The 25,703-nt window shown below is 64.3% G+C and carries 26 protein-coding genes; 12 read left to right on the top strand and 14 right to left on the bottom strand.

Features of this window, described 5'->3' with window-relative positions; genetic code table 11:
• Nucleotides 1-21: 21 nt before the first annotated feature.
• Genes K9D25_RS23725 through K9D25_RS23710 form a run of 4 tightly spaced genes read right to left on the bottom strand, consistent with a single transcriptional unit; the run spans nucleotide 22 to nucleotide 5,332 of the window.
• Nucleotides 22-459 (bottom strand): hypothetical protein, encoded by a 438-nt coding sequence (locus K9D25_RS23725; RefSeq protein ID WP_244451413.1) that lies wholly within the window; start codon nucleotides 457-459, stop codon nucleotides 22-24.
• 7 nt (nucleotides 460-466) lie between these two features.
• Nucleotides 467-2,353 (bottom strand): integrase, encoded by a 1,887-nt coding sequence (locus K9D25_RS23720; protein ID WP_244451075.1) that lies wholly within the window; start codon nucleotides 2,351-2,353, stop codon nucleotides 467-469.
• Between the two features lie 2 nt (nucleotides 2,354-2,355).
• Nucleotides 2,356-4,134 carry a hypothetical protein gene (locus K9D25_RS23715; protein WP_244451076.1) on the bottom strand — a complete coding sequence of 593 codons (1,779 nt, stop codon included), beginning with the start codon at nucleotides 4,132-4,134 and terminating at the stop codon, nucleotides 2,356-2,358.
• A gap of 37 nt (nucleotides 4,135-4,171) precedes the next feature.
• On the bottom strand, nucleotides 4,172-5,332 hold the full coding sequence (locus K9D25_RS23710) for a tyrosine-type recombinase/integrase (protein WP_244451077.1): 1,161 nt from the start codon (nucleotides 5,330-5,332) through the stop codon (nucleotides 4,172-4,174).
• Between the two features lie 1,131 nt (nucleotides 5,333-6,463).
• On the opposite strand from K9D25_RS23710, the gene K9D25_RS23705 reads away from it, so the two are divergent.
• Nucleotides 6,464-7,603: an IS110 family transposase gene (locus K9D25_RS23705; protein WP_244451436.1), complete on the top strand. Its 1,140-nt coding sequence runs from the start codon at nucleotides 6,464-6,466 to the stop codon at nucleotides 7,601-7,603.
• A 299-nt stretch (nucleotides 7,604-7,902) separates the two neighbouring features.
• Here the strand turns inward: K9D25_RS23705 and K9D25_RS23700 are convergent, their stop codons facing one another.
• The 5 genes from K9D25_RS23700 to K9D25_RS23680 form a co-directional block, all read right to left on the bottom strand.
• Nucleotides 7,903-8,061, bottom strand: coding sequence for a hypothetical protein (locus tag K9D25_RS23700; protein WP_244451435.1), 159 nt, complete (start codon nucleotides 8,059-8,061; stop codon nucleotides 7,903-7,905).
• 323 nt (nucleotides 8,062-8,384) lie between these two features.
• The gene (locus tag K9D25_RS23695) at nucleotides 8,385-8,570 is read right to left on the bottom strand and encodes a hypothetical protein (protein ID WP_034462712.1); all 186 of its coding nucleotides are present in this window, start codon (nucleotides 8,568-8,570) and stop codon (nucleotides 8,385-8,387) included.
• A 501-nt stretch (nucleotides 8,571-9,071) separates the two neighbouring features.
• The gene (locus tag K9D25_RS23690; RefSeq protein ID WP_244451434.1) at nucleotides 9,072-9,512 is read right to left on the bottom strand and encodes an ATP-binding protein; all 441 of its coding nucleotides are present in this window, start codon (nucleotides 9,510-9,512) and stop codon (nucleotides 9,072-9,074) included.
• 796 nt (nucleotides 9,513-10,308) lie between these two features.
• Entirely contained in the window at nucleotides 10,309-11,346 is a 1,038-nt protein-coding gene (gene dinB, locus K9D25_RS23685; protein ID WP_244451458.1) for a DNA polymerase IV, read from the bottom strand.
• Between the two features lie 60 nt (nucleotides 11,347-11,406).
• On the bottom strand, nucleotides 11,407-11,913 hold the full coding sequence (locus K9D25_RS23680) for an SOS response-associated peptidase family protein (protein WP_244451433.1): 507 nt from the start codon (nucleotides 11,911-11,913) through the stop codon (nucleotides 11,407-11,409).
• A 58-nt stretch (nucleotides 11,914-11,971) separates the two neighbouring features.
• On the opposite strand from K9D25_RS23680, the gene K9D25_RS23675 reads away from it, so the two are divergent.
• Together K9D25_RS23675 and K9D25_RS23670 are read left to right on the top strand one after the other, a co-directional pair.
• Complete coding sequence (locus tag K9D25_RS23675; RefSeq protein WP_244451432.1) at nucleotides 11,972-12,562, top strand: SOS response-associated peptidase; 591 nt, start codon at nucleotides 11,972-11,974, stop codon at nucleotides 12,560-12,562.
• A 12-nt stretch (nucleotides 12,563-12,574) separates the two neighbouring features.
• The gene (locus K9D25_RS23670) at nucleotides 12,575-13,483 is read left to right on the top strand and encodes a hypothetical protein (RefSeq protein ID WP_244451431.1); all 909 of its coding nucleotides are present in this window, start codon (nucleotides 12,575-12,577) and stop codon (nucleotides 13,481-13,483) included.
• A gap of 207 nt (nucleotides 13,484-13,690) precedes the next feature.
• Here K9D25_RS23670 and K9D25_RS23665 read toward each other — a convergent pair whose 3' ends face one another.
• Entirely contained in the window at nucleotides 13,691-14,041 is a 351-nt protein-coding gene (locus K9D25_RS23665; protein WP_244451430.1) for an ArsR/SmtB family transcription factor, read from the bottom strand.
• A gap of 47 nt (nucleotides 14,042-14,088) precedes the next feature.
• Between K9D25_RS23665 and K9D25_RS23660 the strand changes: the two genes are divergently transcribed.
• From K9D25_RS23660 to K9D25_RS23645, 4 genes are read left to right on the top strand one after another with little or no spacing between them, the layout of a single operon-like run.
• Nucleotides 14,089-14,979, top strand: a complete 891-nt coding sequence (locus K9D25_RS23660; RefSeq protein WP_244451429.1) for a cation diffusion facilitator family transporter — start codon at nucleotides 14,089-14,091, stop codon at nucleotides 14,977-14,979.
• 6 nt (nucleotides 14,980-14,985) lie between these two features.
• Nucleotides 14,986-15,735 carry a cytochrome c biogenesis CcdA family protein gene (locus K9D25_RS23655; RefSeq protein WP_432207985.1) on the top strand — a complete coding sequence of 250 codons (750 nt, stop codon included), beginning with the start codon at nucleotides 14,986-14,988 and terminating at the stop codon, nucleotides 15,733-15,735.
• A gap of 25 nt (nucleotides 15,736-15,760) precedes the next feature.
• Complete coding sequence (gene lspA, locus K9D25_RS23650; protein WP_244451427.1) at nucleotides 15,761-16,249, top strand: signal peptidase II; 489 nt, start codon at nucleotides 15,761-15,763, stop codon at nucleotides 16,247-16,249.
• 10 nt (nucleotides 16,250-16,259) lie between these two features.
• Nucleotides 16,260-17,525 (top strand): cytochrome P450, encoded by a 1,266-nt coding sequence (locus tag K9D25_RS23645; protein ID WP_244451426.1) that lies wholly within the window; start codon nucleotides 16,260-16,262, stop codon nucleotides 17,523-17,525.
• Nucleotides 17,526-17,546: 21 nt separating this feature from the next.
• Here K9D25_RS23645 and K9D25_RS23640 read toward each other — a convergent pair whose 3' ends face one another.
• On the bottom strand, nucleotides 17,547-17,957 hold the full coding sequence (locus K9D25_RS23640) for a MerR family transcriptional regulator (RefSeq protein ID WP_244451425.1): 411 nt from the start codon (nucleotides 17,955-17,957) through the stop codon (nucleotides 17,547-17,549).
• Between the two features lie 68 nt (nucleotides 17,958-18,025).
• Here K9D25_RS23640 and K9D25_RS23635 point away from each other — a divergent pair, with 68 nt between their 5' ends.
• Genes K9D25_RS23635 through K9D25_RS23615 form a run of 5 tightly spaced genes read left to right on the top strand, consistent with a single transcriptional unit; the run spans nucleotide 18,026 to nucleotide 22,449 of the window.
• A complete protein-coding gene (locus tag K9D25_RS23635; protein ID WP_244451424.1) occupies nucleotides 18,026-20,245 on the top strand; it encodes a heavy metal translocating P-type ATPase in 2,220 nt (739 codons plus the stop codon).
• Nucleotides 20,242-20,736: a copper chaperone PCu(A)C gene (locus tag K9D25_RS23630; RefSeq protein ID WP_244451423.1), complete on the top strand. Its 495-nt coding sequence runs from the start codon at nucleotides 20,242-20,244 to the stop codon at nucleotides 20,734-20,736. Before K9D25_RS23635 ends, K9D25_RS23630 begins: the two co-directional genes overlap by 4 nt.
• Complete coding sequence (locus K9D25_RS23625; RefSeq protein WP_244451422.1) at nucleotides 20,733-21,359, top strand: SCO family protein; 627 nt, start codon at nucleotides 20,733-20,735, stop codon at nucleotides 21,357-21,359. The genes K9D25_RS23630 and K9D25_RS23625 overlap by 4 nt, the downstream gene beginning before the upstream one ends.
• Nucleotides 21,360-21,377: 18 nt before the next feature.
• The gene (locus K9D25_RS23620; RefSeq protein ID WP_244451421.1) at nucleotides 21,378-21,833 is read left to right on the top strand and encodes a DUF411 domain-containing protein; all 456 of its coding nucleotides are present in this window, start codon (nucleotides 21,378-21,380) and stop codon (nucleotides 21,831-21,833) included.
• A gap of 22 nt (nucleotides 21,834-21,855) precedes the next feature.
• A complete protein-coding gene (locus K9D25_RS23615; RefSeq protein WP_244451420.1) occupies nucleotides 21,856-22,449 on the top strand; it encodes a methyltransferase family protein in 594 nt (197 codons plus the stop codon).
• A gap of 63 nt (nucleotides 22,450-22,512) precedes the next feature.
• Here K9D25_RS23615 and K9D25_RS23610 read toward each other — a convergent pair whose 3' ends face one another.
• Genes K9D25_RS23610 through K9D25_RS23600 form a run of 3 tightly spaced genes read right to left on the bottom strand, consistent with a single transcriptional unit; the run spans nucleotide 22,513 to nucleotide 25,648 of the window.
• Entirely contained in the window at nucleotides 22,513-23,508 is a 996-nt protein-coding gene (locus tag K9D25_RS23610; RefSeq protein WP_244451419.1) for a tyrosine-type recombinase/integrase, read from the bottom strand.
• Nucleotides 23,505-24,422, bottom strand: a complete 918-nt coding sequence (locus K9D25_RS23605; RefSeq protein ID WP_244451418.1) for a tyrosine-type recombinase/integrase — start codon at nucleotides 24,420-24,422, stop codon at nucleotides 23,505-23,507. The genes K9D25_RS23610 and K9D25_RS23605 overlap by 4 nt, the downstream gene beginning before the upstream one ends.
• Nucleotides 24,419-25,648, bottom strand: a complete 1,230-nt coding sequence (locus K9D25_RS23600; protein WP_244451417.1) for a tyrosine-type recombinase/integrase — start codon at nucleotides 25,646-25,648, stop codon at nucleotides 24,419-24,421. The genes K9D25_RS23605 and K9D25_RS23600 overlap by 4 nt, the downstream gene beginning before the upstream one ends.
• Between the last annotated feature and the right edge of the window lie 55 nt (nucleotides 25,649-25,703).

Raw genomic sequence — 25,703 nt, 5'->3', positions numbered from 1 at the left:
TGAGCGGGGGGTGTCACGGCATCAGCGTCGCGCCGTGTCCCCATCTGACGATCGCAGCACTGTCGGGCGGCGGACGGCGTCGACCTCCTTCGTCAACTGAGCGCTGCGGCGCTCGGCCCTGTCGGCGCGACGTTCCGCCTCGATGGCTCGCCGCATGAGCCCGGCATTCTCGGTCGCGAGCTGTCGGATCCGCTGCTGCATGTCGTCGATCGCACCGCGCTGCTCAGTAATCTTGTCTTCCATGGTGGCGATCCGGTCGGGCACGCGCTGCCGCTGGCGGGCTCGGGTGAGATCGTCGAGGATATCGCGGTGATTGGCGTAAATGGCATTGCGACTGAGGCCGGCCTCGCGTGCCAGTGCGGCGACGGTCAGGCGCGCGATCGATGCACTGGAGCGCTGCCCGGCCCCTCCGACCAGGCGCTCGAGAGCGAGGCGCAGCTTCTCGGCCGTCGCCTCCATGCGCCGATCATGCGGGTTTGCGGCTGGCGGCTTGGCCATGGGGACCCTCTATTGCGGAAAGATCGGACAGAATGCGCTCGCACTCGGCAATACGTGTGTTGGCGAGTGCACGGCTCGCTCCGTCGATCCGTTGGTCGGCAATCAGCGCGAGATTGCGCTCGAGCCGGGCTTGCCAGACGGGCCGGTGGCGCTCGGTGACGGCGAAGTTCGCGCAGCTCACGCAGGCGCTCTCGGTGCGCCAGAGCGGGTTCGGGCCGCGTTCGTCACCCATGCAGGCGGCGGTCTCGGCGCGATAGACGCAATAGCCCCAATCGCAGACGCCCAGCCGCATGCCGCTGTCCTCGATCAGGAAATCGACATAGGCGGCAAGTTCGCCGTCGCGGGTACGGCCCCGGAAGCGCGATCGCGACGACAGCAGTCGTCCAGCCTTGCCGCCGAGACGCGAGGCGGTGAGCAGTTCCTCGAGAGCGGAGCGGGTCTCTTCGAGGGTTTGAGCGTCCACGAGCTCACCGAGATCGAAATCCGTGCCGACATAGGCGCTGTCGGTCATGATGCGGGTCACGTGCCCGAAATGATGCTGGAGGGCGTGCAGGCCGGTGCGGTCGCGCTTGCCGACGAAGCGGGCGAAGGTCTTGCGGCCCTGATGTGTGGTGAGATGCCAGGGTGAGCCATCGTCATTGTGAGGCAGATCGATGAAGGGAGCGAACCGTTTGTTCAGACGGACGATGAGCGAACTGGCTGTCATGACCTCGGGAGCTCGGCGATCGACGAGGCCGCTGCCGGAAAGAGAGAGCCAAAGCTCGGGTCGGCCCGCGTCGGCGCGAAAAGGCTCCGATAGGCGATGCAGAATCTCGATGGCGCGCAGGACAGGCGGCGGGACCGGCCACAGATGCGGTGTTCCGGCCTCGCTGGCGGCGGTCTTGAATATCCGACCGCGGAGGTAGGCGAAGGCTTCGCTGCCATCCGCGGATGGATGTTCCTCGATGCAGTTCGCCTCCAGCGTCAGGATCTCTGAGACCCGTGCGCCGACCAGATAGGCGATGGTGATGAAGCAAGCCTCCTGGATCCGGTTGACCAGCAGGCGAAGATCCTTGGTCCGGGTCAGCGGTGCATGCCAGGGGGTGTGCTCACCCTCGATGGTAGAAAAGCGAAACGACGACACGAGCGCGCGGACGGCCTGCCGGTGAGTGAAGAAGGAACGGCCCTGATCGTCCATGCGAAACGGCACGGCCTGGTCGCGCAGCGCAATGACGTCGTCGGCTGGCTGCCCGATCAACCGGATCGCAGCCGAGACAAGTGGAACGGCGATGGCGTCCGGCGTGAAGGGCAAGCGCTGGACCGTATGACGACTGAACCCGGAGAACCGGCTGGCGCGCTCATCACCGAAGGGATGCTCGGGAGGCGCAAAAGCGAGCCTGGACCGTTGCTGATAGAGGGCGAGAAGAAGGTTGGCGTAGTCGTGCCTGGTGCCGGGCCTGATCGGAGCTCCTGCAAGAGTTCGTCGTCCTGCCACGTGCTGCATGAACCGTTCGGCTGTATCGCGGTCCAGTTGGGCGAAGTTGCGCATCGCCTGCTCGGCCATCCATCGGATCAGGGCGCGAAGCCTGAGCGCGGTCGCGACGAGCGACCTTGCCCGCGCCTGTCGACGCCCTGGCGGCGGATCGACGTGAAGCGACCAAATGAAGGTGCGTGCGTCCTCCAGCCACCGGCCCCACGGTGGATCGGTGAAACGGCTGCCGTCAGGCAGTTCGAAAGCCCAATCGATCAAGAGTTGATGGGTTCGCAGGTCGGGCCGCGTGCTGTCGAAATGCCATTGAGGGTCTGCCCAAAGCGACCGTGACGATACGCGTTGCGGGCGGTCAAAACGGACGAGGTTCTGCGCTTGCGCTGGCATGATCACTCCAGCTCCGGCAGGGCCGGCATGCTGGCAGCGAGCGTGCGTGCGGCCTCATGCATATCCGAGGGGAAATCCGGGAGGATGTCCTGGGTGAGAATACGCCATGATGGTGCGTAGAGGAGGTTCCAGCGCCGTGGATCGAGCCGGTTGCGGGCCTGCTCGAACCGATCGATGGCAGCAAGAATGCGCGCGAGATGCTCCCGATCGACCGGGATGACCAGGCCGGGGCACGCGAGGCATCCGCCGAAGCGCGGGCACAGGCGTTCAGTGCCATCCCGACCAGGAACGACAGGTGCAAGGCAATCGTGGCCGAAGAGAACGGTGGCGCGAGCCTCGCCAGAGACCGGCGCCGGCTCGCTGTCAGGCCCGCGCACCCAGGCGATCATCAGGTCTTGCAGGCGGGCTATCGTCTGGCGCTGGAGGCGCGTGGTCTCCTCGCTCTTGAGATAGGTCTCGGTCGTGGCAGCGCTGGCATGGTTCAGGATCGATTGCGCTGCGAGAACATCGCCGCCGGACGCGCGGTAATGCTCGGTCGCCACGGTTCCGCGAAACAGCGCGGGAGCAAATCCGGCGATCGGCTCACGGGGCTTGTCGGAATGGGTGGTGTTCCACGCCTCGATACGGCGGTTGGCGCGCTCTATGAATCTGAGGATGGCTCGCCGGAGAACCGAGTGTTCGATGACTTCGGTGCGGCTGCGCAGCGAGCGACGGATGGGTTCCTTATGAATGCTGCGCGTCAGGAAGAGCCGATCCTGCTCGCCGGGTGGCGCCGTCGCAACGATCGGTTCGGTCAAGGCCAGCATCATCTCGATCAGGTTCGGAGCGGCGTATCGCCGACGCCGATCGAAGGACCGGCGCTGCGCCTTCTGGAGCCGGGCTCCGGTCTTGGCCTTGTTCCAGTCGACGATGACGCGATGTTCGTCGAGCGGGTGGGGAACGAGGCAGTCGCGGCGGATATGGCGCAGCGGCTCCGGATTGGCGGCGGTCTGGATGGCGATCGCCAGAAAGAACGGCACCAGCGTGTCGGTGGTGATGTGGAAATATTGGGACATGGTGCGCGAACCGCCCCAGAACCTGACCAACGTGCTGGACTTGATGCCGTGCTCCTCCAGGACGGCAGTGTCTGGCATGAGGCCGCCTTCGATCCGGCTGATCCGCCATATCCATCGGTCGAGCCCTTGGCCGCGCAGCGTCTTCGGCGGAAGCTCGGGACGCTGCCTGACCTTCTGCCCATGTTGAAACCGCCCCCAAGCCTCGGCTATCTCCTCGTAGCAGGCGCGTAGGATCGCCTTGATCTGATCGGCGGGAAGCCGCCGCCGCGGCTGCTGGTGTGTCCTCCTGCCGGGAAACGGGTTCCAGGGAATCTCCAGGTCGCGCGCGAGACCGCCCGGCCGATTGCGCTGGCACCATATGAGCAAGGGCCGAAGGACATCGAAGGCGACGGCATGCGCGCCGCGTGGTGCACGTGATGCGCCTTCCTTCCTGAGCCAGAGCACGTAGCGGCCAAGGGCTGCGGTATCGAGATCGCTGGCTGTCTCGATCATGCCGTCGTCGGCGACGAAGCGGGCAAAGCGACGGGCAGCTCCCCAGGTCGTTCGACGCGTGGCCGGCTGCTGGCCGGCGCCGTACTCACGGAAGGCGTCAACCAGGAGCCGGCGCAGATCGGCAGGCAGGCCGGATAACTGACCGGGATCGAACCGCTGATCGGGCTTGCCCCACGCATCTACGAAAACGATCGTGTCGGTGCTCAACGCGGATACCGAGGTCTCCAGCCCCATCGCGGCAACCGGAAGCCGGCGGTCGATCGCACTCCTCCTACGCCCGGTCATGGGGCACCAGCTCGCCATAGAGATAGGCAAGGCTCTCGGCGAGCGTGTCGGCGTGAAGCTCGACACAGCGTAGATAGATGGCCGTCGACTGGATCGACACGTGACCCAACAGGACCTGCACGATCTTCAACGGGTTGAGGTCGGGCGCCGTCGTCGCCTGCTTCTGCAGGCGCACGAGCATCGTCATCGCGAAGGTGTGGCGCAGCCAATGCCCCGACCCGATAAGCCCTGCCGCGCGGAACGCCGTGCCGAACGCCGCAGAGAGTCTCGCTCGGGAAACAGGCTTGCCCTTGCTGTTGAGGAAAAGTGCCGCCGGCACCCGATAACCGGGTTGAGCCCTGCGCAGGCGCTTCACGAGAGCAGCGCGTTCCTCTCCGACATACCAGTGGGTGCGATCGATCAATCGCAAGGGCGGATAGACCGATCGCGGCCGGTCGCCCTTGGTGATGGTCAGCGGAATGCTCACGAGCGGAGCCTGATCGACATCGAGATGGGCGACCTCCGGCACCTGATGAAGCTGCAAGCCGCAAAGCTCCTTGCGGCGCATGCCGGTCGCCAATGCCCACTCGGCGATCAGGCCATAGGGCGGATCGAGATGCTGGAACAGGCATTGGAGTTGATCGACGCGAAGCGGACGCGGCAGCCGTTCGGCTTCCGAGATCGTCAGGACGTTCGCCATCACAACAGGCGGACGATGATCCAGATGCGCCAGCATGCCCTGTCGGCGCGCCGATCGCAGCGACACGTCGATATAGTCGAACGGCAGCGCGTCGATCAGCCTGCGCCGATGCGCCCATGAATAGAAGCGGCAGACCGTCCGGACGCGGTCGTTGACCGTCGAACGGGCATAGGGACGGCCCGTATGCGGGCTTGGCGCCGACAGCATCCTGTTGCGGTAAGCTGCGATCGTCCCCTCATTGGCGAGACGCCAATCCAGTTCGCTCTGTTCCAGCGTGTCGAACCAGTCATGAAGATGCTCGCTGTAGGTCCGCAGCGTCTCCGTCGCATGAGAGCGGCCGGGGATTGTGGAAAGCTCGAGCAGATAGCTGAAGGCCGGCTCGACGATCGACATCCGTGCGTCGAGCAAAATGGGAAATCCGTTCGGAATCCCGTCAACACCGGCGACCGCCCGCACGATCGAAACCATCCTGCTCTCCGGAGGCAAGGCACCCGGAGGCGCAAAAGGACATCGACATCGTCCAAGTGGTTACACCGTCGATGAAACTGACAAATGACAGCACCTGAAGAAAAGATAAGCGGAGCGCCTACGGCGCGAGTCTTCTCATAGATGCGAGGGGTTCCCCTCGTGCTCTCCCGTTCGCCACGTGGCAGGGGTGCAGGACTTGTCCTGCACCCCATGGAAAAGCTTGTGGCGTCGCCGCCGCGTCAAGTGCTGTCCTCGCTACGCTGCGGGAACACTTGACCCGGACGTCTGCGTGCCAGGATCACAAGACAGCGCGCTAAAGGACACTTCCGTGCACGCAACCTAAGCCGTTGCCGTTCGAGGTGAAGGTGCCGATGGTCGCCATTGTCTCATTCCCTTGTTTCAGGGCCGGGCCCATCGCGACCCGATGGCGGTCGTGAGACCGGAGGCGATCGACCTGCACCCGAAGGGCTGAAACGAAGTGGAAGGCGGCCGGAGACGGCTTTTTTGCCTCGCGATGCAAAGCCGAAGGCGGCGGAAAAAAGTCGTCGCAGGACGTTGCGGGGACAAGATCGAGAGAACGCGCAGCGTGCTCGTCCTTCGGTCAGACCAGGCCAATCGGGTTCGTATTGGGGGTGGCTGTCGTAAACGCCTTGGGAATGACGACATGTGCGTCACTATCGCTGCCTCAATCACGCCCGACGGCACCATCACGGCGCACTCGCTCTCCCGTAGGCCGGCGTCCGGCTCGCCGACCGCAACCGCATCCACGCAGGGGTCCCACGATCACCAGCCTTCGCTCGAATGTCGTGCGCCTGCCGTTGCCAGACACCCGATCGGCCGGTCGACGCTCCTCAGTCCAACCAAGCCGACGCTCCGTACTCCCGGCCTCGCCAACGCCAAACGCCGGTCATGGCCGAAGGCCGGCGCTGCAGATTGCCTCTGCGCCGGCGGCGGGGGCACCCGCCCGACAAGGTCCACGCCGCAAGGCGTGATCTTGGCTCGAGGGACGCAAGCGCATCGGTCCCGATCAGCATCATCGCCGGCCATCGCCGACAAAAAAGATCCCATGCGGGTGGAAGGCGGCCGGCCTTGCTAGGCTGAGGCTGTCACACATCAGCTGGAGATTGATCGATGACCGATCAGTGCAAGACGGCCGCCATCCATCGGCAGGCTAACACGCTCTTCGTCTCTCTCGAACTCGGCCGGGCGCGATGGCTGGTGACAGTATGCGCGCCCAGGAGCGACAAGTTCTCGCGCCACACCATCGCAGGAGGCGACAGCGCGGGACTTCTGCAGCTCCTTTTGCGGCTGCGAGCTGCCGCCGAGCGCCGGCTTGGTGCGCCGATATCGGCCGCTGTTGTTCAGGAAGCGGGGCTGGATGGCTTTTGGCTCCACCGTCTGCTGCTGCGCGAGGGGATCGCCAGCTACGTCGTGGACCCGGCCTCGATTGCGGTGAATCGTCGTCACCGACGGGCGAAGACCGACGCGGTCGACGGCGACCTTCTCGTGCGCACGCTCATGGCCTGGTCACGAGGCGAGCACCAGGTCTGCTCGATGGTCGAGGCGCCAAGCCCGGACGCGGAGGACCGGCGACGGCTGTCGCGCGAGCGCGGTCGGCTGATCAAGGAGCGCATCGCACATACGAACCGCATCAAAGGTCTCCTGTTCGGCCAGGGAGTGGGCGATTACGACCCGCTCCGCGCGGACCGGCGCACGCGCCTTGCCACCCTCCAGACCGGAGATGGCCGCCCCTTGCCGGACCATCTCGGCAGAGAGATCAGCCGCGAGATCGACCGTCTGGAGCTCGTACTGTCTCAGCTGACCGCGGTCGAACGCGAGCGCGATACGCTTCTCGCACAAGCCGGAGAGATGGCGCCGGCCCTGCTCGTCCGCCTACGGGGAATCGGACCTGAGTTCGCCTCGCTGTTGTGGCTGGAAGCCCTGTTCCGGCGCTTCGACAACCGCCGTCAGATCGCAGCTTATGCAGGATTGGCCCCAAGCCCGTGGCAGAGCGGCGGCATCGACCGCGAGCAGGGCATTACCAAGGCGGGCAACCCTCGCCTGCGTCATACCATGGTCGAGCTGGCCTGGTTCTGGGTCCGCCATCAGCCCGGGTCGGCGCTCAGCCGCTGGTTCGCCCAGCGGGTAGGCCCAGGGCGCGGCCGGGTTCGACGCATTGCCATCGTGGCGCTGGCCCGCAAGCTCCTCGTGGCGCTTTGGCGCTACGTGACCCAAGGCACCATGCCCGAGGGCGCCGTACTCAAACCATAGCCTCTTCAGCCTTTCTCATCCTGCGCGCCGGATCGACAACTGGCGAGCTGGATCCGGGTGAGTGGTGACCGCAGTTGAGCCCCCTGGCTGGAACATGCCGCCAAAAAGGATGGTCCGCTCTTCCGAGCCGACGCCCTCAAGCATGAGGGATCATGGTGCGGGCGCCTGCGCGCCGACCGGATGTGAGGTGATGCGGCTGTCCGGCTGCATGCAGAAAACGGCTCGGCCCTGATCATGATGAGGAGTGCCATCATGATCGCATGAAGAACCCTTGACCAAAACCACCCCATGTGAGGGGGCTAAGCCCCCTCCGCCTCGCGCTCCCGGCGTTCGGCTTCCGTGAGCGCCTGATCGAGGCGTTGCTGCGTTTCGCGGCGCTCTTTCCGCGTCAGGATGCAATGCGCAAGCTCAGCGCGGAGCTCGGCGATTTCGGCGTAGATGTCGTGAACGTTTTCCATGTGAACCTCCTTCGTCTCGAAGACGGAGGCAGGCCGCCTGGCGTTGGAGGGCCGGGTCAAGGATCGCGCAGCGACCGGCAGAGCCGGTGCGCGGGGGTGCCGATTTTCTGTCGCCGCCCGGCGGGTGGCGGCGGAAAATTGGGGGACGACCGCGTGTCCTTGACGCGGTCCGACTGCCGGTATCATCGGCCGTCACTGAGAGAGAGATGGCCCTGGCACAACGGTGCGGCTGGCTGCCTCTTCCTTCCCCCGGCCGCGCAAGGCCGCGGTCGTCGCGAAGCAGCAGTCGAGGCGCCGCGTCGCGCGGCGCCATCGGAACCGGCTCAGTGAGCCGGGCCGCGCTCGTAAGGATCAAACTCGTGGATCAGCTCGAGGTCGTCGCTGTCGTCGAGCTCGTTCGAGGGCAGCGCGCCGTAGGCATCGCCGGATTTGAAGAGCGTCACCGGGACCATCAGAGTACGAGCGAGCTGGAAGGCGTGGTTCTGGGCAAGGGAAAGATCGTGCGACATTTCGAAGGCTCCATCCGGAGCGGGCCAATTCCCGCTCGATGGCTCCTCGAAGGACCGCCTTCGGTCGCGATCACCGCGAAGGCGAAGCCGTAGCGGCGGCAGCTTGCTAGCCGACCCCTTGCGGGTTGATCGTGGAAGACCCGGAGGCGGGCCAGGACGCCATCGCTGAAGAGCGGGATTGGTACGCGCAGCCGAGACGAGCCGCGGCCAACGCTCCATCCCTTGTACAGCGGGAGCCATCAGTTATCGCATCTGCAATCATCTCGAGCTTTACGCCCCGACTCATCGAACGGGGGGCAACGTCGCACCGTCAGCGATCTCGCGAAGACTCGCCGGCTACGAGCGGCAGAAACAGATAGACATCGCGCTACAGGAGATCTGATGGATCATGCCCACGTTGTTCATGCTCGACTGCCGCCGCGCAGATTCCCAAGTCGCTCTCCAACGCGCGCGCACGCTAGTGATGATACCGCACGAGAAACATCTCTACCTCCGTCACTATCACGCGACCGGTGGCTGCCCGTGTTGTGCGGCCCCACAGGGTAGATATAGAGCGATGCTGGTGCCTTCAGTCGACGTGCTTTCGATTGACGCCTGTCCCCCCAGTGCCCGCGCGAAGTCCGACACGATGGCAAGCCCCAGTCCGTTCCCGCCGGCGCGCGCACTGAAGCGGGGCTCGAAAGCCCTAGCCGCAACGGCCTCGGACATGCCGTGACCCGTGTCTGAGAATCGCAGAACAATTGCCTCGTCAGCATTCGAAGCGACCCCGACAACGCGACAGGCCTCGACCTCGACGTGCCCCCCGAACGGCATCGCCTGGCGCGCGTTGATGACGAGGTTCAGTAGTGCATTCTCGAGCTCGGTCTCCACGCAATGCAATGGAGGGAGATCATCCGAGGCCCGCACCCGCAACGTCGACTGCGAGCCGAGAGCCAAACGCATCGGAGTTTCCAGTCGACGCAAGAAAGCATCCATCTCAACGCGTGTGAACCGCGAGGCGATCGCCGTGCCGCGTTGCAGTGTCTCGCGTGCGAATCCGCCGGCCCGATGTACTGACGCGTCGACCTGTGCCAGGAGCGAGATCGCGTCGTCGCGTCGTCGCTTCGCCCTTCCCGAATGCAGCGCTCAGCGACCTTGATTCCACTCGATACGATCTGAAGAAGATTGCCTAGGTCATGCACCGCGCGGTCACGCGATGCGCTGTCCGTCGGATGAGACCGAAGCGCATTTCCATCCTGCTGGAGGGGCCCGAATGGAATGTGATCGAGCTTAAGCTGACCGGACCACTCCGCAAGATTCACTTCCATTGTCTTTACCCCCGGCCAGATAATTGCGAACTCATCTCCGGGCGCAGGATCGATTATGGGACTCAATGACTCAATTCTACGGGCGTTTTACCGATTTCAACTGTGGGATGTTTGTCTAATATTTTTGTATAGGGCGGGACCTTGAATACGCCATCGCTGGGGACGGAATTGGTGCGCCCGGATCGAGGCGAGCAGCGCGTCACGTACGTGTATTCGGCAAGACAGTGGACACTAGGGCGAGAAATATAGCCCACGTCGACATGGTCTTGATGCCGACCTGTAAATTTCACCGCGCCAACAAGCGCAGCCACGATCGCCAAGATGCCCAACCGATGGCGAATATTCCACACGACAACCGCGGAGGCGCGACGCCGTGGCAGCGTTCCCTTACGGAAGACATCTCGAAAAAGTGGGTCGCGCTCCCCGGGGCGCTACAGCAGCGCGAGCTGCCCTTCTGAAGCCGCCTTCGCGTTCTCGAGCGATGACACCGTGACGCCGACCAGCCGAATCCCCTTCTCGACCGGGAAGAGCGAATCGAGCAGCGCGCGCGACAGCTCCTCAACCTCCGCAGCGGTTCGGAACGGCAGGGAAACGGTCCGGCTTCGCGTTACCTGCTGGAAGTCTGCATACTTCACCTTCAACGTCACCGTGCGAGCCCGGAGCTGCTTCGACGCGCACAGACGCCATACCTTCGCGACCAGAGCGTTGATCTCGGGATAGACGCTCTCGCGGGCGAACAGATCGATGCGGAAGGTGTCCTCCGCCCCAATCGACTTGCGTGGCCGGTCCGGCTCGACAGGGCGGTTGTCGATGCCGCGGGCAATGCGATAGTACCAGCTCCCCGCTTTGCCGAAGTGCTGCTGCAGGTAGGCAAGCGGCTTCGTCTTGAGATCAGCGCCGGTGTAGATTCCAAGCCGTTCCATTTTCTCTGCCGTCGCTGGCCCGACGCCGTGAAATTTCTTCACGGCAAGCGCCTCAACGAACGAAGGACCCTTGTTCGGCGTGATGACAGCCTGGCCGTTCGGCTTGTTGAGGTCACTCGCCATCTTCGCGAGGAATTTGCAGTACGAAATACCGGCGGAGGCGTTGAGACCCGTGACTTCCTTGATGCGCGCACGAATTAGCGTCGCGATCTCGCTCGCGATCGGAATGCCGTGCTTGTTCTCCGAGACGTCGAGATAAGCCTCGTCAAGCGAGAGCGGCTCGATCAGATCAGTGTGCTCGGCGAAGATTTCGCGGATCTGCGCCGAGACGGCACGATACACATCGAAACGGGGCGGCACGAAAACGAGGTCGGGACAACGCCTTTTCGCGGTGACCGACGGCATCGCCGATCGGATGCCATAGACGCGGGCCTCGTAACTCGCCGCGGCAACCACGCCACGCACCTCCGAACCCCCGACAGCGACGGGCCGACCGCGCAGCCCGGGATCGTCGCGCTGTTCAACCGAGGCGTAGAACGCGTCCATGTCGACGTGGATGATCTTTCGCGGGATGATAGCCGATTCCGTCACCGCCACGGCTCATCGTCAAAGTGCGAGCATCGGTTGAGCTCGCCGCCGGTGAAGGCGGGACATCTGAAAGCTTCCAGCGGGCAACGCCCGCAGCGGGTCAGCCTCAGGTCGCCCCAGGTCGAGCCAGCTCATGCGCTCCTCGCGGCGGAGCACCACCATTTGCCGATCGTGGTACGGCGCGATGTCGCTATTCGATTCGATCGTGATGATCGCATAGGCTTCGGGCCAGTCGCGCATAGCGGGCCGCCAAATCCCGGCAAAATAAAACCAATCGCCGTTTGCGAGTTGGAAGCTGTAATCCTTACCGTTGCTGCGATGTCGAAATTCGGATGCAGGGACGAGACAGCGGTAGCTTGGAAACGTCCGGCCTTCCGCGCGAACAACCGTAAAAGGCCGCGCGTGCGGATCGCGCGGCTGAAGACCCCACGCCAGCTCGACCATTTCGACGTCGCCGCCTGAGCGTCTGACGACGACTCGGCGTTCGTCGAGCGGTGCATCGGAATTGAAAGGCTTCACGTTCATAACGATTTAGAACATAATAGGAACAGCGCGTCGGCGCAACGCCAAGAAAGGAGGAGTGATGTGTAATGACTATCGCCTGATGGTGGACGTCGCCTCGATCGTCGAGGATTTCGCCGACCTCAAGATCAAGATCCGGTTCAGCGAGGGCTCGCCGAACATTCAGGCGCGGGAGGATATCAAGATCATCGACGTGGCCCCGATCATCCGCTCGGTCGAAGGGGCGACCGGGGAGGGCGATCTACTGCAGCGCCGCTGGAGCTGGCCGGGACAGAACAAGCGACCGGTCTACAATTTCCGCTCGGACGGTCGCGAGTTTACCAGCAACCGGTGCCTGATCGTTGCCAATGGCTTCTACGAGTTCACCGATCCGACCGAGAAGGGAAAGAAGCGGAAGGATAAGTGGCTCTTCACGAAGCGCAACGAGCCGATCTTCTGTATCGCCGGAATTTGGCGTGAGACAAAGGATGTGGGAGAGGCCTTCACCATGTTGACGATGGAGCCCGGGCCCGACATCGCGCCCTATCATGACCGGCAGATCGTCATCCTCGAGCGCGAAACCTGGGCGGATTGGCTCGATCCGACCGTGCCGGCGCGAGACTTGATCAAGCCACTCTCGGCAGGGTCGCTTTTGGTCGAACAGGTGGGTTAGGACAACGTCGTGATGTCAACTCCGCCTCCTCCGATCATGCGCTTCATCGAGAAGGTGGATGCGGCACACAAGGTCTTTCGCTCCGTGCTCGGCGCTGCCATCCCGGATCAAGTTTTCACCGAAAGAGCGGTTACCATCTCGGACGATGGTCAGCGGCTCTACGAATTTACGGGAAACAATCGCGTTCTCGCCGAAGCGGTGCTCGGAGTGGATTTTCCGCGCGCGGCAGGTCCGATCGAGCTGGATCACTACACAACGCTTACGGGCCTCAAGGACATCGTGGCTTCACGGCAGATTCATCTCCGCGCAGTCGCGACCTATCTGCATGAAGGTGAGTTTGCCACGTTCGCGCAAGAACATGGGCTCCAGGGATATTTCGACGACAATGGCCGCGGCAAACAGGTCCTCGAGGATCTGTCGGATAATTTGTTCTTCATCTCGCTGACGAGGCCGGACAACCCGGACAAGGCGACCCTCTGGGATGCATTCGCCAATGAAGGGCGGGGCGTCCGGCTGCGCCTGCGGGTCACCCCAACGCCAGTGGGCGATTTGCGGACCATGAGCTATCAGACGGGCCATCCGACGGCGCTCAAGCAGATCAACGACGCCCTGGCCAGCGAGGGTCTCGTCTACACGCCCTGGACGATCTCTCGCATCTGCGCCTTCTATCTGCCGCTCGGCTACCGCGTAGAGCGCGAGGTGCGGCTGCTTGTGAAGCGCCATGAGGGCGGCGTGGATCGTACGATCCAAAGGGGCCTCCACACTGTCTGGCCGGTCGCGCTTGCGGCGCCGGGTGCGACCACAGGCGATCCGGCGTGCGAGATCGAACTTGTCGAGGTGACGGCTGGACCGCGTTGTATGGCGACGGCGGTTCAGGCTGCGCTGGCCGGCGGCGTCTATGCCGGGGTAGTGGTCTCATGATGACCAGCGGGCCGCGCGGCGTCACGTTAGACTAATGGAAATTCCGTGACTTCACCTTGATGGTGTCGATGTGGAGGTCGGGAACTTATCCCGAGCCGGAGACTATGCCGAGCAGGATGCCTAAGCCCCGGAACTTCCGATAGACCAAACTTGCTGACTCGGCATAGTTCGACCGGAACGAGAGGCGGAGATTTGGTAGCTTGGCTGCTAGCTGTCGTGGTTCTCGCAGGCCTCGACGCCGCAGGCGGTCTCCCGCAGCAATTCGTGGGCCAACACAAGCAGATCGTCCAGGCGCGGATCGCTCAGGCGATAATGAACGAAGCGGCCGCGCTGCTCACCAACCACAAGACCGCATTCGCTGAGGCACCGCAGATGGTTCGACGCGTTCGACTGCGACAGGCCGGTCGTCGCGACGATCTCGCCCACGGATAATGGTCCTGCGCGCACGGCGTCCAGGATCGACAGCCGCGATGCATCCGCCAGCCCCCGAAACAGCTTCGCCCGCAAGGCGAGGGTCGGGACATCAACCCGCTCGATCAGTTCAGCATCGCTCGACATATCAGCCACGAATGATATATAGCCCTTCACGATTAGGGAAGATGGCCATGAGCGTAGCAGCTTCAACGAGTGATGCCGAGACGACGCGCTACCGCGTCACTGGCATGGATTGCCCCTCGTGCGCGGCGAAGATCGAGAAGGCCGTGCGCTCGGTTGGAGTCGAGGACGTGAAGGTCTCGACCGCCACGCAGATCATGACGCTTCACGTCGATGATCCCGATACCCGTCTTCCGGAGGTCGAACGGGCCGTGACGGGCATCGGCTACCAACTCAATCGGCTGGACCGCCCGTCAGCGCAGGCAGGCGACGATGATGACGACTTACCGAAGGATCTCAGCCACATCACCCCGGCCTATAAGCGGGCGCTTTGGATCGTCGTCGGGCTCAATGCCGGCTACGGTGTTATTGAGATGTTCGGGGGCTTTCTCTCGGGATCGCAGGCCCTGAAGGCCGATGCCCTGGATTTCCTAGGCGATGGGCTGATCACGTTCCTCGGCCTGCTCGCCATCGGTTGGAGCCTGCTCTGGCGCGCCCGGTCGGCTCTCATCCAGGGCCTGTTCCTCGGCGCTCTCGGCCTCGGCGTGCTTGGCACGACCGCTTATCGCGTGCTGGTGCAGCACCAACCTGAGGCGGAGTTGATGGGTCTGTTCGCGATCATCGCGCTCGTGATCAACGTCGCGGCCGCGCTCGTCCTGATCCCGCACCGGACAGGTGACTCCAATGTGCGGGCGGTCTGGCTGTTCTCGCGCAACGACGCGATCGGCAACGCGGCCGTTGTCGTGGCGGCGGGGCTGGTGGCATGGACCGGCACACCCTGGCCGGACCTCGTCGTTGCCGTCGTGATCGCTGGGCTGTTCCTGCAATCCTCCTGGTCGATCATCCGCGACGCACGCTCGGACCTGCGGGAAGCTACCCCGGCGACCGGCGCCAGCGCCTGACGGGAAATAGTCGTGGACCTCTCCGGCGTCGGAATAGCCACGGCCTTTGCCGCGGGCGTCGTCTCATTTCTGTCCCCTTGCGTGCTGCCGCTCGTGCCGGGCTACGTCTCCTATGTCGCCGGGCGCACGATCAGCCCGGATGGTCTTGCCGCCGAAGCAACCTTCAAGGAGGCGGGCCGGACACTCGGCCTCAGCGTCTGCTTCGTGCTCGGCTTCACCACCGTCTTCGTCCTGCTCGGGGCCAGCGCGACGGCCCTGAGCGGGGTTCTGCGCACGCACCTCTATGAGGCCAACCTGATCGGCGGCGCGATCGTCATCATCTTCGGCCTGTTCACGACCGGCCTGGTGCCCATGCCGTGGCTCGAACGTGATGTGAGGTTTCATTCGGGCGCGCATAGCGGCGGCCCTTGGGCGAGCTATTTCCTCGGCCTCGCCTTTGCCTTCGGCTGGACCCCCTGCATCGGGCCGGTCCTTGGCGCGATCCTGGCGCTTTCGGCTGCGAATGCCACTGCCGGAAGCGGAACGGTCCTCCTGGCCGTCTATTCGCTCGGTCTCGGCCTGCCCTTCATCCTCGCTGCCCTGTTCATGCGCGGTTTCATGGCGCGGATGACGGCGATGCGGCGAACCGGACGCGTTCTGAAGATCGTCGCCGGCGGGATCATGGTGGTGATGGGCGTCGCCATGATCACCGGCCATCTCACCAGCTTCGCGATCTGGCTCCTCCAGACCTTCCCAGCTCTCGGCCAGATCGGATGAGCCCAACAACGGAGAACGCAACGCTATGCTGAAGCTTGGGCTTCCAATCATGTTCCTCGCGTTCGCGGCCGATCAGGCGTCAAAGTGGGTGATCCTCAACCACGTCATGGCGCCGCCGCAGGTGATTCCGGTCACCGGGTTCTTCAACCTCGTCCTAGGCCGCAACACGGGCGTAAGCTTCGGGCTGTTCGGTGATGCCCCGCCTTGGATGCTCATTGCCTTTACGCTCGCGATAGTGACCGGACTCCTTGTCTGGATGAAGCGCGCAGACGACCGCCTGACAGCCGTTTCGCTCGGGCTCATTGTCGGAGGCGCGCTCGGCAACCTTGTTGACCGGCTACAGCATGGCGCCGTGACGGACTTTCTGGATTTCTATCTCGGCGCCTATCACTGGCCAGCGTTCAACCTCGCCGATGTGGCGATCGTCAGCGGCGTCGGCCTTCTACTACTCGAAAGTGTATGGCCGAGAGACGAGATGAGGGTCCGAAAAGCTGACCCGAAATCCGTCCGATGAAGGCGCCCTGATGCCCCAGGTTCCCCGCGACAACCGGCCAGACGCAACGCTCGCTTTCCTCGCTGATCCCTACAGGTTCATCTCGAAGCAGTGCCGCGCCCATGGATCGGATCTGTTCGAGACCCGGCTCATGCTTCGCAAGACAATCTGTATGACGGGGCCAAAGGCGGCCCGGCTCTTCTACGATCAGAGCCTGTTCATGCGGCAGGGCGCCATGATCGGGCGCATCCAAAAGACGCTGCTCGGAAAGGGCGGCGTACAAGGGCTGGACGACGAGGCCCACCGACACCGCAAGCAAATGTTCATGTCGCTGATGACCCCTGAGCGGATCGAAGGGCTGATGGCGACAAGCGGGGAGGAATGGCAGGCACGCGCCCGCCTATGGGCGCTGAGGGACGAGATCGTCCTATACGACGAGCTTCACGAACTCCTGACCCGAGCCGCCTGCGCCTGGGCCGGGGTGCCGCTCCCCGAGGCTCAGGTTCGACAGCGTACGCACGAGATCACGGCGCTGTTCGACGCCGCAGGATCAGTCGGCCTCGCGCATTGGCGGGCGCGTTGGGCGCGCAAGCGGGCCGATCGCTGGATCGAGAACATTGTCGGGCAGATCCGTTCAGGGCAAATCCGCCCGCCGGAAGGATCGGCTGCTTCGATCATTGCGGAGCACCGGGACTTGAACGGCGAGTTGCTGAGCCCGCACGTTGCCGCTGTGGAAATCCTCAACGTGATCAGGCCGATCGTCGCCGTCGGCGTCTACATCACCTTCGTTGCCCACGCCCTCCATCAGTTTTCTGAATGCCGGCGCAAGCTCGAAGCTGGCGACGACACGGGCTATACGGAACTGTTCGTGCAGGAGGTTCGGCGCTTCTACCCCTTCTTTCCCGCTGTCGCAGCTCTGGTGCGCGGCGACTTCGAGTGGAGGGGGTACCGTTTCCCCGGCAGAAGACGCGTTATCCTGGACCTTCACGGGACGAACCACGACGCCAGGACATGGGACGCGCCTGAAGTGTTTCAGCCAGAGCGATTTCGCGAATGGGACGGAAGCCCCTTCAGCTTCATTCCCCAGGGCGGCGGGAATCACGACGTGAACCACCGCTGCCCGGGCGAGTGGATCACGATCGGGCTCATGAAGCAGGCGGCGGACGTTCTGGCCAGGCGAATCGGATACCATGTGCCGGAGCAGGATCTTCAGCTTGATTATTCCAGGCTGCCGGCCCTGCCCCGAAGCCGGTTCATCATCTGCCGGGTGAGGGAGGCTGCGAGCGCTCCTGTCTAGTGCCGAGCCTTGTTCAGCTCATCACATGGCCGTCGGTGAAAGCGCCTCGATGATCCGGCATTCGGCGATCGTACCGCAGCCGCACTGGCTGAGGATGCTGCCGAGTTCGCGGCGCAGCGCCTGAAGGTCGCGGATCTTGCGCTCGACCTCGGCCAGATTCTCACGCGCGATCGCGTCGACGGCCTCGCAGGACCGGTCGCGCTGGTCGGACAGCCCGAGAAGATCACGCACCTGGTCGATTGAGAAGCCGAGATCACGCGCCCGGCGGACGAAGCTGAGGCGGCCGAGATGCGCAGCCGAATAGCTGCGGTAATTTCCAGCGGTCCGCTCCGGCGTCGGAAGAAGCCCGATCCGCTCATAGTAGCGGATCGTCTCCACCTTCGTGGCCGTCGCCTTGGCCAGATCGCCGATGGAGAGACTGTCGTGCACCATGGCCTTGACCCTGTAGTTGCTACAGGGTGCATATAGGGTTTCACATTGAAGAAGTCGAGGTGACACCCATGGCAGCCGAGGCCGCCACTGCGCTCAAGCTCCGCGTCGAAGGCATGGATTGCGGAGCCTGCGGACTAAAGATCGAAAACGGATTGAAGCGCCTGCCCGGCGTCAGCGACATCAATGTGAATGTCGGGCTGGAGATGCTGTCCCTTGCCCTGGACGAGGATCGCACGTCCCGCAAGGCGATCGAGGACCGCATCCGCTCGCTCGGCTATACGCCTCATCCTGTGCCCGGCGAGATCCCCACCGGCGCAAACATCGCGCGTAACCATCCTGAAAGGATCGACCGGACCTGGTGGCGCACCCGCAAGGGACAGCTCGTTGTCGGCACCGGCGCCCTCCTGGTCCTCGCCTTCCTCATCGCGACGATAGCACCGGAATTGGCCGAGTGGGCCTATGTAGCGGCGGCGCTTCTCGGTCTGGTCCCGATCGCCCAGCGCGCTGTTGCCGGGGCGCGCCATGGCACACCCTTCAGCATCGAAACCCTGATGACCGTCGCCGCGATCGGCGCCCTCGCGATCGGCGAGGGCGCGGAGGCGGCGGTTGTGATCTTCCTGTTCGCCGTGGGCGAGCTGCTGGAGAACGTCGCCGCAGGCCGGGCACGCGCCGGGATCGCGGCGCTGATGAACCTCGTGCCACGCGTCGCCCGCCTCGAACGGGACGGCGAGGTGTCGGAAGTTCCGGTCGAACGGCTTGGCATCGGCGATGTCGTCGTGGTCCGGCCCGGCGATCGCGTTCCCTCAGACGGCGAGGTGATCGAGGGCACGTCCGAGCTGGACGAGGCGCCGGTCACGGGCGAGTCCGTGCCGGTCCTGAAGGAGGCGGGAAGCGCCGTTTATGCCGGCAGCATCAACGCCAATGGCGTGCTGCGGGTCCGCATTACGCGCACGGCGGCCGACAACACGATCGCTCGCATCATCCACCTCGTGGAGGAGGCGCAGGGCTCGAAAGCGCCGACGGCGCGCTTCATCGACCGGTTCAGCTTCTTTTACACGCCCACGGCTATGGCGGTCGCGGCGCTCATCATGGTCGTGCCGCCGCTCCTCACCGGGGCGGAGTGGTCGACCTGGATCTATCGCGGCTTGGCGACGCTCCTGATCGCCTGCCCATGCGCGCTCGTCATTTCCACCCCGGCGGCCATCGCCTCCGGCCTGGCTGCCGGCGCCCGGCGGGGCCTTCTTGTGAAGGGCGGCGCTGCGCTGGAGATCCTGGGCAAGGTGCGCACCGTCGCCTTCGACAAGACCGGCACGCTGACGCTCGGTCGACCGCGTGTGACCGACATCATCGCTGTAGAGAGTGACGAGGCCGAAGTCCTCGCGAAAGCCGCCGCGGTCGAGCACGGGTCCAGTCACCCGCTCGGCGCCGCTATCATCGAAGCGGCCGAGGCGCGCGGCCTGGAGCTGCCGAAGGTCTTCGGCGGCGCGATGGCGATCCCCGGCAAGGCTGTGACGGCGCGCCTGCGTGAGGGCTTCGTTTCGGTCGGGTCGCCGCGCTATGCGGCTGAGCAAGTCACGATCCCGGACGAGTTCGGCGCTCGCTTGCAAGCGCTGGAGGCGGAGGGCAAAACGGCTGTCGTGGTGCTTGCCGGCAAGCGCTTTCTCGGCATCATCGCCCTGCGCGACGAGCCGCGCGAGGATGCGGCCGCCGGCGTCGCCAGACTCAACGCGCTCGGCGTCCACACTGTCATGCTGACCGGCGACAACGGGCGCACCGCCGCCGCGATCGCCGGCGGCCTTGGCCTGGAGGCGAAGGCGGAGCTTCTGCCCGATGCCAAGCTCGCCGAGATCGGCGCGCTGAAGGCGCACGGCGGCATCGCCATGGTGGGTGACGGCATCAACGATGCGCCGGCGCTAGCCGCCGCCTCAGTCGGTATCGCCATGGGCGGTGGCACCGACGTTGCGCTGGAGACGGCCGATGCGGCGCTCTTGAAGAACCGCGTAACGGGCGTGGCCGAGCTTATCGAGTTGTCGCGTGCGACGCTTGGCAATATCTGGCAGAATATCGCGCTGGCGCTCGGCCTCAAGGCTGTCTTCCTGGTGACGACGCTCACCGGCACGACGACGCTCTGGATGGCGATCCTGGCCGATACCGGCGCCACCGTGCTCGTCACCATCAATGCACTGCGCCTCCTGCGCTTTCGTGCCGAAGGCTCCTCGGCGAGCCGCCGGACGGGTGCGGGCGCGGCCACAGACAAGACAATCGGAGTGAATGGACGATACTTGTGAAAGCCCTCACGCTCGGGCTGGTTCTGACCGCGGCAGCGCAAGGTGCGCTCGCCCACGACTACACGGCCGGGCCGCTCGCCATTGCCCCTCCCTGGGCACGGGCGACGCCGCCGGGCGCGCCGGTCGCCGGTGGCTATGTCACCATCACCAACACCGGGACCGAGTCAGATCGCCTGCTCGGCGGCTCCTCGGGGGCGGCCGAGGCCGTCGAGATTCACGAGTCCACAATGACCGATGGCGTGGCGCGGATGCGACCTGTCGAGAACGGGGTTGCGATCGCGCCCGGCGAAGCCCTCGAGCTACAGCCCGGCGCTGCCCACATCATGTTCGTCGACGCAGCCGAGCCGCTGAAGGACGGCGGGCGCTTCCCGGCAACGCTCACCTTTGAGAAGGCCGGTGACGTCGCGGTCGAGTTCGCAATCGTGCCGATGGGCGCGACTCCAGAGGCGCCTCAGAACCATGAAGGCCATGGAGCGGCCGCGTCGCAATGAGGGCGTTGAAGATCATCCGGATCGCCGCCTGGGGCGCGGTGGCCATCGTCGGGGGCGTGCTCCTGGCGTTCAGCGGCATCCTGCCCGGCGTGGAACGACCCGGAGCAGTCATGTCCAGCACGGCTACGGGCGTTGCCGAGATCGGCGGCCCCTTTGAGCTGACGACGCATGGGGGCAAGACGCTGACCGACGAGGACCTGGAGGGCAAACCGTTTCTCGTGTTCTTCGGCTTCACGCATTGCCCGGACATCTGCCCGACGACGCTGTTCGAGCTGACGGGTCTGCTGGCGGATCTTGGGCCCGCGGCTGAACAGATCACGCCGCTGTTCATCACCGTCGACCCCGAGCGCGACAGCCAAGAGCTGCTGGCCAACTACATGACCTCCTTCGACGCCCGCATCCTCGCCCTTCGCGGCACGAAGGAGCAGACGGACGAGGCCGCGAAGGCGTTCGCCGCCTATTACGAGAAGGTGCCGCTTGAAGGCGGCAACTACACCATGGACCACACAGCCGGCGTCTACCTCTTCGACGCCGAGGGCGACTTCGCAGGAACGCTCGACTTGCACGAGCCGCGGGAAACCCAGCTGCAGAAACTTCAGCGCCTGGCCGAGACGGCCGCCTAAACACAAGGAGAAGACGCCATGCCATTCCTTCGCAGAACCGGGCTCGCCCTCGCCACCTCGCTGATGTTGGGCGGAACGGCGATTGCCGCCGCAAGCCATGTCGAGGTGATGTCCACCAACGGCTGCGGCTGCTGCATCGCCTGGACGAAGCATCTCGAAGAGAACGGTTACACGGCCGAGATCGAGAACCTGCCGATGGCCGAACTAATGCAGAGGAAGCTCGCCGCCGGGCTAAAGCCGGGCCTCACTTCCTGTCACACAGGCATGATCGAGGGCTATGTGATCGAGGGGCATGTGCCGACCCGCGAGATCGACCGGCTGCTGGCCGAGCGTCCCGAAGCGATCGGCCTGACCGTTCCGGATATGCCCTATGGTTCACCCGGCATGGGCGAGCCGGGACCAGACGCCGATCCCTATGACGTGCTGCTGGTGCGCCATGACGGATCGACGGAAGTGTTCGCGAGCTATCCCTGATCGGCGAACTGCAGAAGCCTTTATGTCGGCGATCGAGACCGTCTGCGCCGCGGCCGTCCTGGCCTATATGGCGCTGTTCCTCATCCTGACCGCGCGCGCGGCTCGGGCCTCGGGGCTTTCGCTCTGGCTGTTCGGCAAGGGATCGGAGAAGCAAGCGCTCCCGGCGCTCCTGTTCCGCCTCTCATTCGTCGGTGCCGCCCTTTATGCGCTGGCGGCGCCGTTATCAGGCGACGCTCTGGCCGACCCAATGCACGACGCGCTCGATGGCCGTGCTGGTGATCTGGTCGGAGGCGTCCTCGTCCTGGCCGGAGCCGCCTTGGCTCTCTATGCACAGGTCTACATGGGCCGGTCCTGGCGGATCGGGGCGGCATCGGGGCAGCTCGGCAGCATCGTGCGAACGGGGCCTTTCGCCGTATCGCGCAACCCGGTGTTCGTCGGCCAGGTGATGCTCTTCATTGGCCTCTTGATTGCGCTGCCGAGCCTCATTCAGCTCGCCTTGACCCTCATGCTGATCATAGCCGTGCACCTCCAAGTCCGCATTGAGGAGCAGGTATTGGATCGGGATCTCGGCGCTGACTATCGGGATTACCGATGCGAGGTGCGCCGCTGGATCTGATTACCCTCCCAACGCCTCGATGATCCTACGGGAGTATCCGTAGTATCATCGAGTCAGTTGAGCTCAGAGCGCGTCGAGGAACGCGAGCAACTGGTCATCCGCCTTGAACCGCCCGCCGGGCTGGCCGGTGAGCGGCTCGACCTTGGCGAGTGCTGCCTCCTTCAGCGCAAGATGCGCATGAAGGTATGGCTGGGTCGAGCGGGTGGACTCGTGCCCGAGCCACAGGGAGATGACCGTGCTGTCAACGCCTGCGTCGAGCAGCTCCATCGCCGCGCTATGGCGCAGCACGTGCGGAGAGACCCGCTTCTTGCGAAGCGACGGACATTGCTCACCGGCCGCCGAGACATGCTTGGCAAGGAGGTACTGCACGGCGTCTGCGCTCATCCTGTCGCCATGTACGGTCGGGAAAAGCGCCGCGGCCCTGCGGCGTGGTGCTTCCTCGAGCCAAGCCTGAAGAGCGAGCCGGGCGATCTTGGTCAGCGGTGTCGCGCGCTCCTTGCGACCCTTGCCGAGGCACCGGATATGCGCACCCACGCCCAGGCTGACCGCCTCTCGGTCCAGCCGGACCAATTCCGCTACTCGCAAGCCGGTCTGCACTGCGACGAGCAGCAGCGTATAATCCCGCCGCCCAAGCCATGTGCTCCGGTCGGGGGCGGCGAGAATGGCTTCGATCTCGGCGCGCACGAGGAAATGCACTTCGCGCTTGGTGACGAGCTTGCCTGGAATGGCCAGGACTCGCTGGATTTGACCGCTATAGGCGGGCTCTTCGAAGGCCACGAACCGAAAGAAGCCCCGGATGGCGGTGAGCCTGAGGTTGTAGGTTGCAGTGCTGGCGCCGCGGCCGACATGCAGATCCTCCATAAACGCGACAATCAACGACGCGTCGAGATCTGTGAGCTCCAGATCGGAGGGTGCCTTGCCGAGCCGGGCACGCGCGAACTTGAACAATAAACGAAACGTATCCCGGTAGGATGCGACCGTATGCGGACTGACGTTCCGCTGTTGCATCAGCCGCTGATTGAAGAAGCGCTCGATGAGGCTTGGCAAAGGGTTGGTCATGCTGTCGCCTCCCAGCGCGCCTCGAGGCGCAGTCTGGCGTGGTCGAGCAGCTCCGGAGACGCGGTTAAGTACCAGTAGGTGTCGCGCAGATGGGTATGCCCCATATAGGTGGTGAGGGCTGGCAGGCGGCGCTCGACATCCTCGCCGTCATGATACCAGCCCAGCAGGGTGCGCACTGCGAAAGTATGACGGAGATCATGGATGCGTGGTCCGCTGCGTTGCTTCAAGCGTAATCTTGCCCTGCGCGTCCAGACGGCGAAGGATTTGTGCACGTTGGCGTGGTTGAGGCCGGCACCGCGATCGCCGGTGAAGAAGTAACGGCCCTTCCGCCGCACCGGACAAGCGTCGCGTTCGGCCACATAGGCTGCGAGCGCATCGATCGTGGTCGGGTGCAATGGAATGATGCGCGACTTGCCGAACTTGGTCTCGCGGATGGTGAGCACGCCCTGCTCGAGATCGGCATCGTGACGCGCGAGGTTGGCGGCCTCGCTGAAGCGAAGTCCTGCGACCGCCAGGAGCCCAAAAAAGCACTGATATGTTCTTCCCTGCAGGCCGGAGCGGTGCAGTGCCGGCATTGTAGCCAGGAGATCGTCGATCTCGGCATCAGAATAAATGTACGGGCGCGGCCGGCGTTGCGGCGGGTATATGCCTGATGGCGGGATCTCGGTCCGCGGTTCGGTGTTGGTGAGATGCTGGGCGAAGGACCGAACGGTTGATAGCCGCGACGACCAAGTTGCAGGCCCGCATTGCGATCCCGCCCACGCGACTGCAAGCTTCGCCGTGACGACCGTTGCGCCGCGCGCATCCATAAAGGTAACAAAGCTGCGGAGCCGTGTCTCTTGTCTCTCCAGCTTGAATCCGAGCGCGCGTCGCACCGTAAGATAGCTTTCCAAGACTTCGTGGAGCTCGCTCATCGCGCACCTCCCGGCCAAGGCAGGCTGAGGCGGCGAAGGCTATCGACATCGACCTTCGCGTAGATGCGGGTCGTGTCCGGTTCCTGATGACGGAGAACCTCGCCGATCTCAGTGAGGCTTGCGCCCGACCGGATCATGCTGGTGGCGAGCGTATGGCGGAAGATATGGGAATGTCGCCGCCCAAGGCCGGTGACGCCAGCACGCTTCAGCGCTCTGCGCGCGACCAGGATAACCGGCGTCGCTGATGCGAAGGGTACGCACGGCGCGTCGACCCGGTGGAAAACGGCGCGGGCGGCCGAGGCGGGCCGGCCATGCTGGATGTAGTCCGCGATCGCCGCACCCACCTCGTGTGGCAGAGGCATGCTGTCCTTGCGCCCACCCTTACCTTCGATGCGCAGGACTCCAGAGCGCCAGTCGATGTCGTCGAGCGTCAACATGGCGACCTCGTTCGCCCGCAAGCCGAGACGGGCAAGGAGCAGGAGGATGGCATAGTCGCGCCGGCCAGCCACGCTGGCGCGGCTGCAATGCGCCAATACACACGTGAGCTGGTCGGGGCTCATGAAGGAAGGTAGCGCCGCGAGCCGCACATGCCGTGCTGACGGAATGCAATCGGCCAGATCCTCGTCAACGTGGTCGTCGGCGTGCAGGAATCGGAGAAATATGCGAAGCCGCGAGCACATGATGGTCGCGGTGGTCGTGCTCCGGTCGCTGGCGCGGTGCTCCACATAGGCGAGCACCGAGGCGCGGGTAATCCGGGTCAGACCCACTTCGGCGTCCCAGACCTCCTGTAGGAACGGTCGACAGAACCAAAGATAAGAAGCGATCGACTTCTCACGATAACCGCGTCGTTGCAGATCGGCTCGAAACTGTTCTAGAAGCCGCTCGCGTGGATCTTCGGACGGCAGTGGCGCGGCGATGATCCCGGCGTCCAGCAAGATGCCCCGCAGCCGCTTCAGCGCCTTCCGCTCGCCGTTGCGGAGCTCGCCTGCGCCGGCGCGATGGGCGACGTATCGATCGACGGCCGTGTAGTCCAGCTCACCGGCTTGGCCTTGTTGAGCCCCGAGCCACTCGACGAAATAGCCGGCTATGCGCACGGTCAAATAGATGCACTTGGGGCTGTAGTGATGCTCTTGCATCGACGCGATCAGGACATCAATGCATGGCCGATGGGGCCAACTGTCGAAAGGTCTCCAAAGCTTGGGGCTCACCAATGAGTAGGTACGCATGTGTCTCCTCCACTGCTGTTGCTGCAGTGGAGAGGAGACGTGTAACTATGCCGAG

The sequence above is a fragment of the Ancylobacter polymorphus genome, from assembly GCF_022836935.1.
GTDB lineage: Bacteria > Pseudomonadota > Alphaproteobacteria > Rhizobiales > Xanthobacteraceae > Ancylobacter > Ancylobacter polymorphus_A.
The sequence above is the reverse complement of the archived record's forward strand: the minus strand, read 5'-3'. Positions and strand labels throughout refer to the sequence as shown.

Excerpts from the sequence above, each read along its gene's own strand:
- K9D25_RS23605 (WP_244451418.1), bottom strand. The coding sequence starts at position 24,422 with ATGAGCGAGCTCCACGAAGTCTTGGAAAGCTATCTTACGGTGCGACGC.
- K9D25_RS23705 (WP_244451436.1), top strand. The coding sequence starts at position 6,464 with ATGACCGATCAGTGCAAGACGGCCGCCATCCATCGGCAGGCTAACACG.
- K9D25_RS23710 (WP_244451077.1), bottom strand. The coding sequence starts at position 5,332 with ATGGTTTCGATCGTGCGGGCGGTCGCCGGTGTTGACGGGATTCCGAAC.
- K9D25_RS23720 (WP_244451075.1), bottom strand. The coding sequence starts at position 2,353 with ATGCCAGCGCAAGCGCAGAACCTCGTCCGTTTTGACCGCCCGCAACGC.
- K9D25_RS23675 (WP_244451432.1), top strand. The coding sequence starts at position 11,972 with ATGTGTAATGACTATCGCCTGATGGTGGACGTCGCCTCGATCGTCGAG.
- K9D25_RS23665 (WP_244451430.1), bottom strand. The coding sequence starts at position 14,041 with ATGTCGAGCGATGCTGAACTGATCGAGCGGGTTGATGTCCCGACCCTC.
- lspA (WP_244451427.1), top strand. The coding sequence starts at position 15,761 with ATGCTGAAGCTTGGGCTTCCAATCATGTTCCTCGCGTTCGCGGCCGAT.
- K9D25_RS23660 (WP_244451429.1), top strand. The coding sequence starts at position 14,089 with ATGAGCGTAGCAGCTTCAACGAGTGATGCCGAGACGACGCGCTACCGC.
- K9D25_RS23610 (WP_244451419.1), bottom strand. The coding sequence starts at position 23,508 with ATGACCAACCCTTTGCCAAGCCTCATCGAGCGCTTCTTCAATCAGCGG.
- K9D25_RS23625 (WP_244451422.1), top strand. The coding sequence starts at position 20,733 with ATGAGGGCGTTGAAGATCATCCGGATCGCCGCCTGGGGCGCGGTGGCC.
- K9D25_RS23715 (WP_244451076.1), bottom strand. The coding sequence starts at position 4,134 with ATGGGGCTGGAGACCTCGGTATCCGCGTTGAGCACCGACACGATCGTT.
- K9D25_RS23635 (WP_244451424.1), top strand. The coding sequence starts at position 18,026 with ATGGCAGCCGAGGCCGCCACTGCGCTCAAGCTCCGCGTCGAAGGCATG.
- dinB (WP_244451458.1), bottom strand. The coding sequence starts at position 11,346 with ATGGACGCGTTCTACGCCTCGGTTGAACAGCGCGACGATCCCGGGCTG.
- K9D25_RS23695 (WP_034462712.1), bottom strand. The coding sequence starts at position 8,570 with ATGTCGCACGATCTTTCCCTTGCCCAGAACCACGCCTTCCAGCTCGCT.
- K9D25_RS23700 (WP_244451435.1), bottom strand. The coding sequence starts at position 8,061 with ATGGAAAACGTTCACGACATCTACGCCGAAATCGCCGAGCTCCGCGCT.
- K9D25_RS23680 (WP_244451433.1), bottom strand. The coding sequence starts at position 11,913 with ATGAACGTGAAGCCTTTCAATTCCGATGCACCGCTCGACGAACGCCGA.
- K9D25_RS23600 (WP_244451417.1), bottom strand. The coding sequence starts at position 25,648 with ATGCGTACCTACTCATTGGTGAGCCCCAAGCTTTGGAGACCTTTCGAC.
- K9D25_RS23615 (WP_244451420.1), top strand. The coding sequence starts at position 21,856 with ATGTCGGCGATCGAGACCGTCTGCGCCGCGGCCGTCCTGGCCTATATG.
- K9D25_RS23645 (WP_244451426.1), top strand. The coding sequence starts at position 16,260 with ATGCCCCAGGTTCCCCGCGACAACCGGCCAGACGCAACGCTCGCTTTC.
- K9D25_RS23690 (WP_244451434.1), bottom strand. The coding sequence starts at position 9,512 with ATGCGTTTGGCTCTCGGCTCGCAGTCGACGTTGCGGGTGCGGGCCTCG.
- K9D25_RS23725 (WP_244451413.1), bottom strand. The coding sequence starts at position 459 with ATGGAGGCGACGGCCGAGAAGCTGCGCCTCGCTCTCGAGCGCCTGGTC.
- K9D25_RS23620 (WP_244451421.1), top strand. The coding sequence starts at position 21,378 with ATGCCATTCCTTCGCAGAACCGGGCTCGCCCTCGCCACCTCGCTGATG.
- K9D25_RS23670 (WP_244451431.1), top strand. The coding sequence starts at position 12,575 with ATGTCAACTCCGCCTCCTCCGATCATGCGCTTCATCGAGAAGGTGGAT.
- K9D25_RS23640 (WP_244451425.1), bottom strand. The coding sequence starts at position 17,957 with ATGGTGCACGACAGTCTCTCCATCGGCGATCTGGCCAAGGCGACGGCC.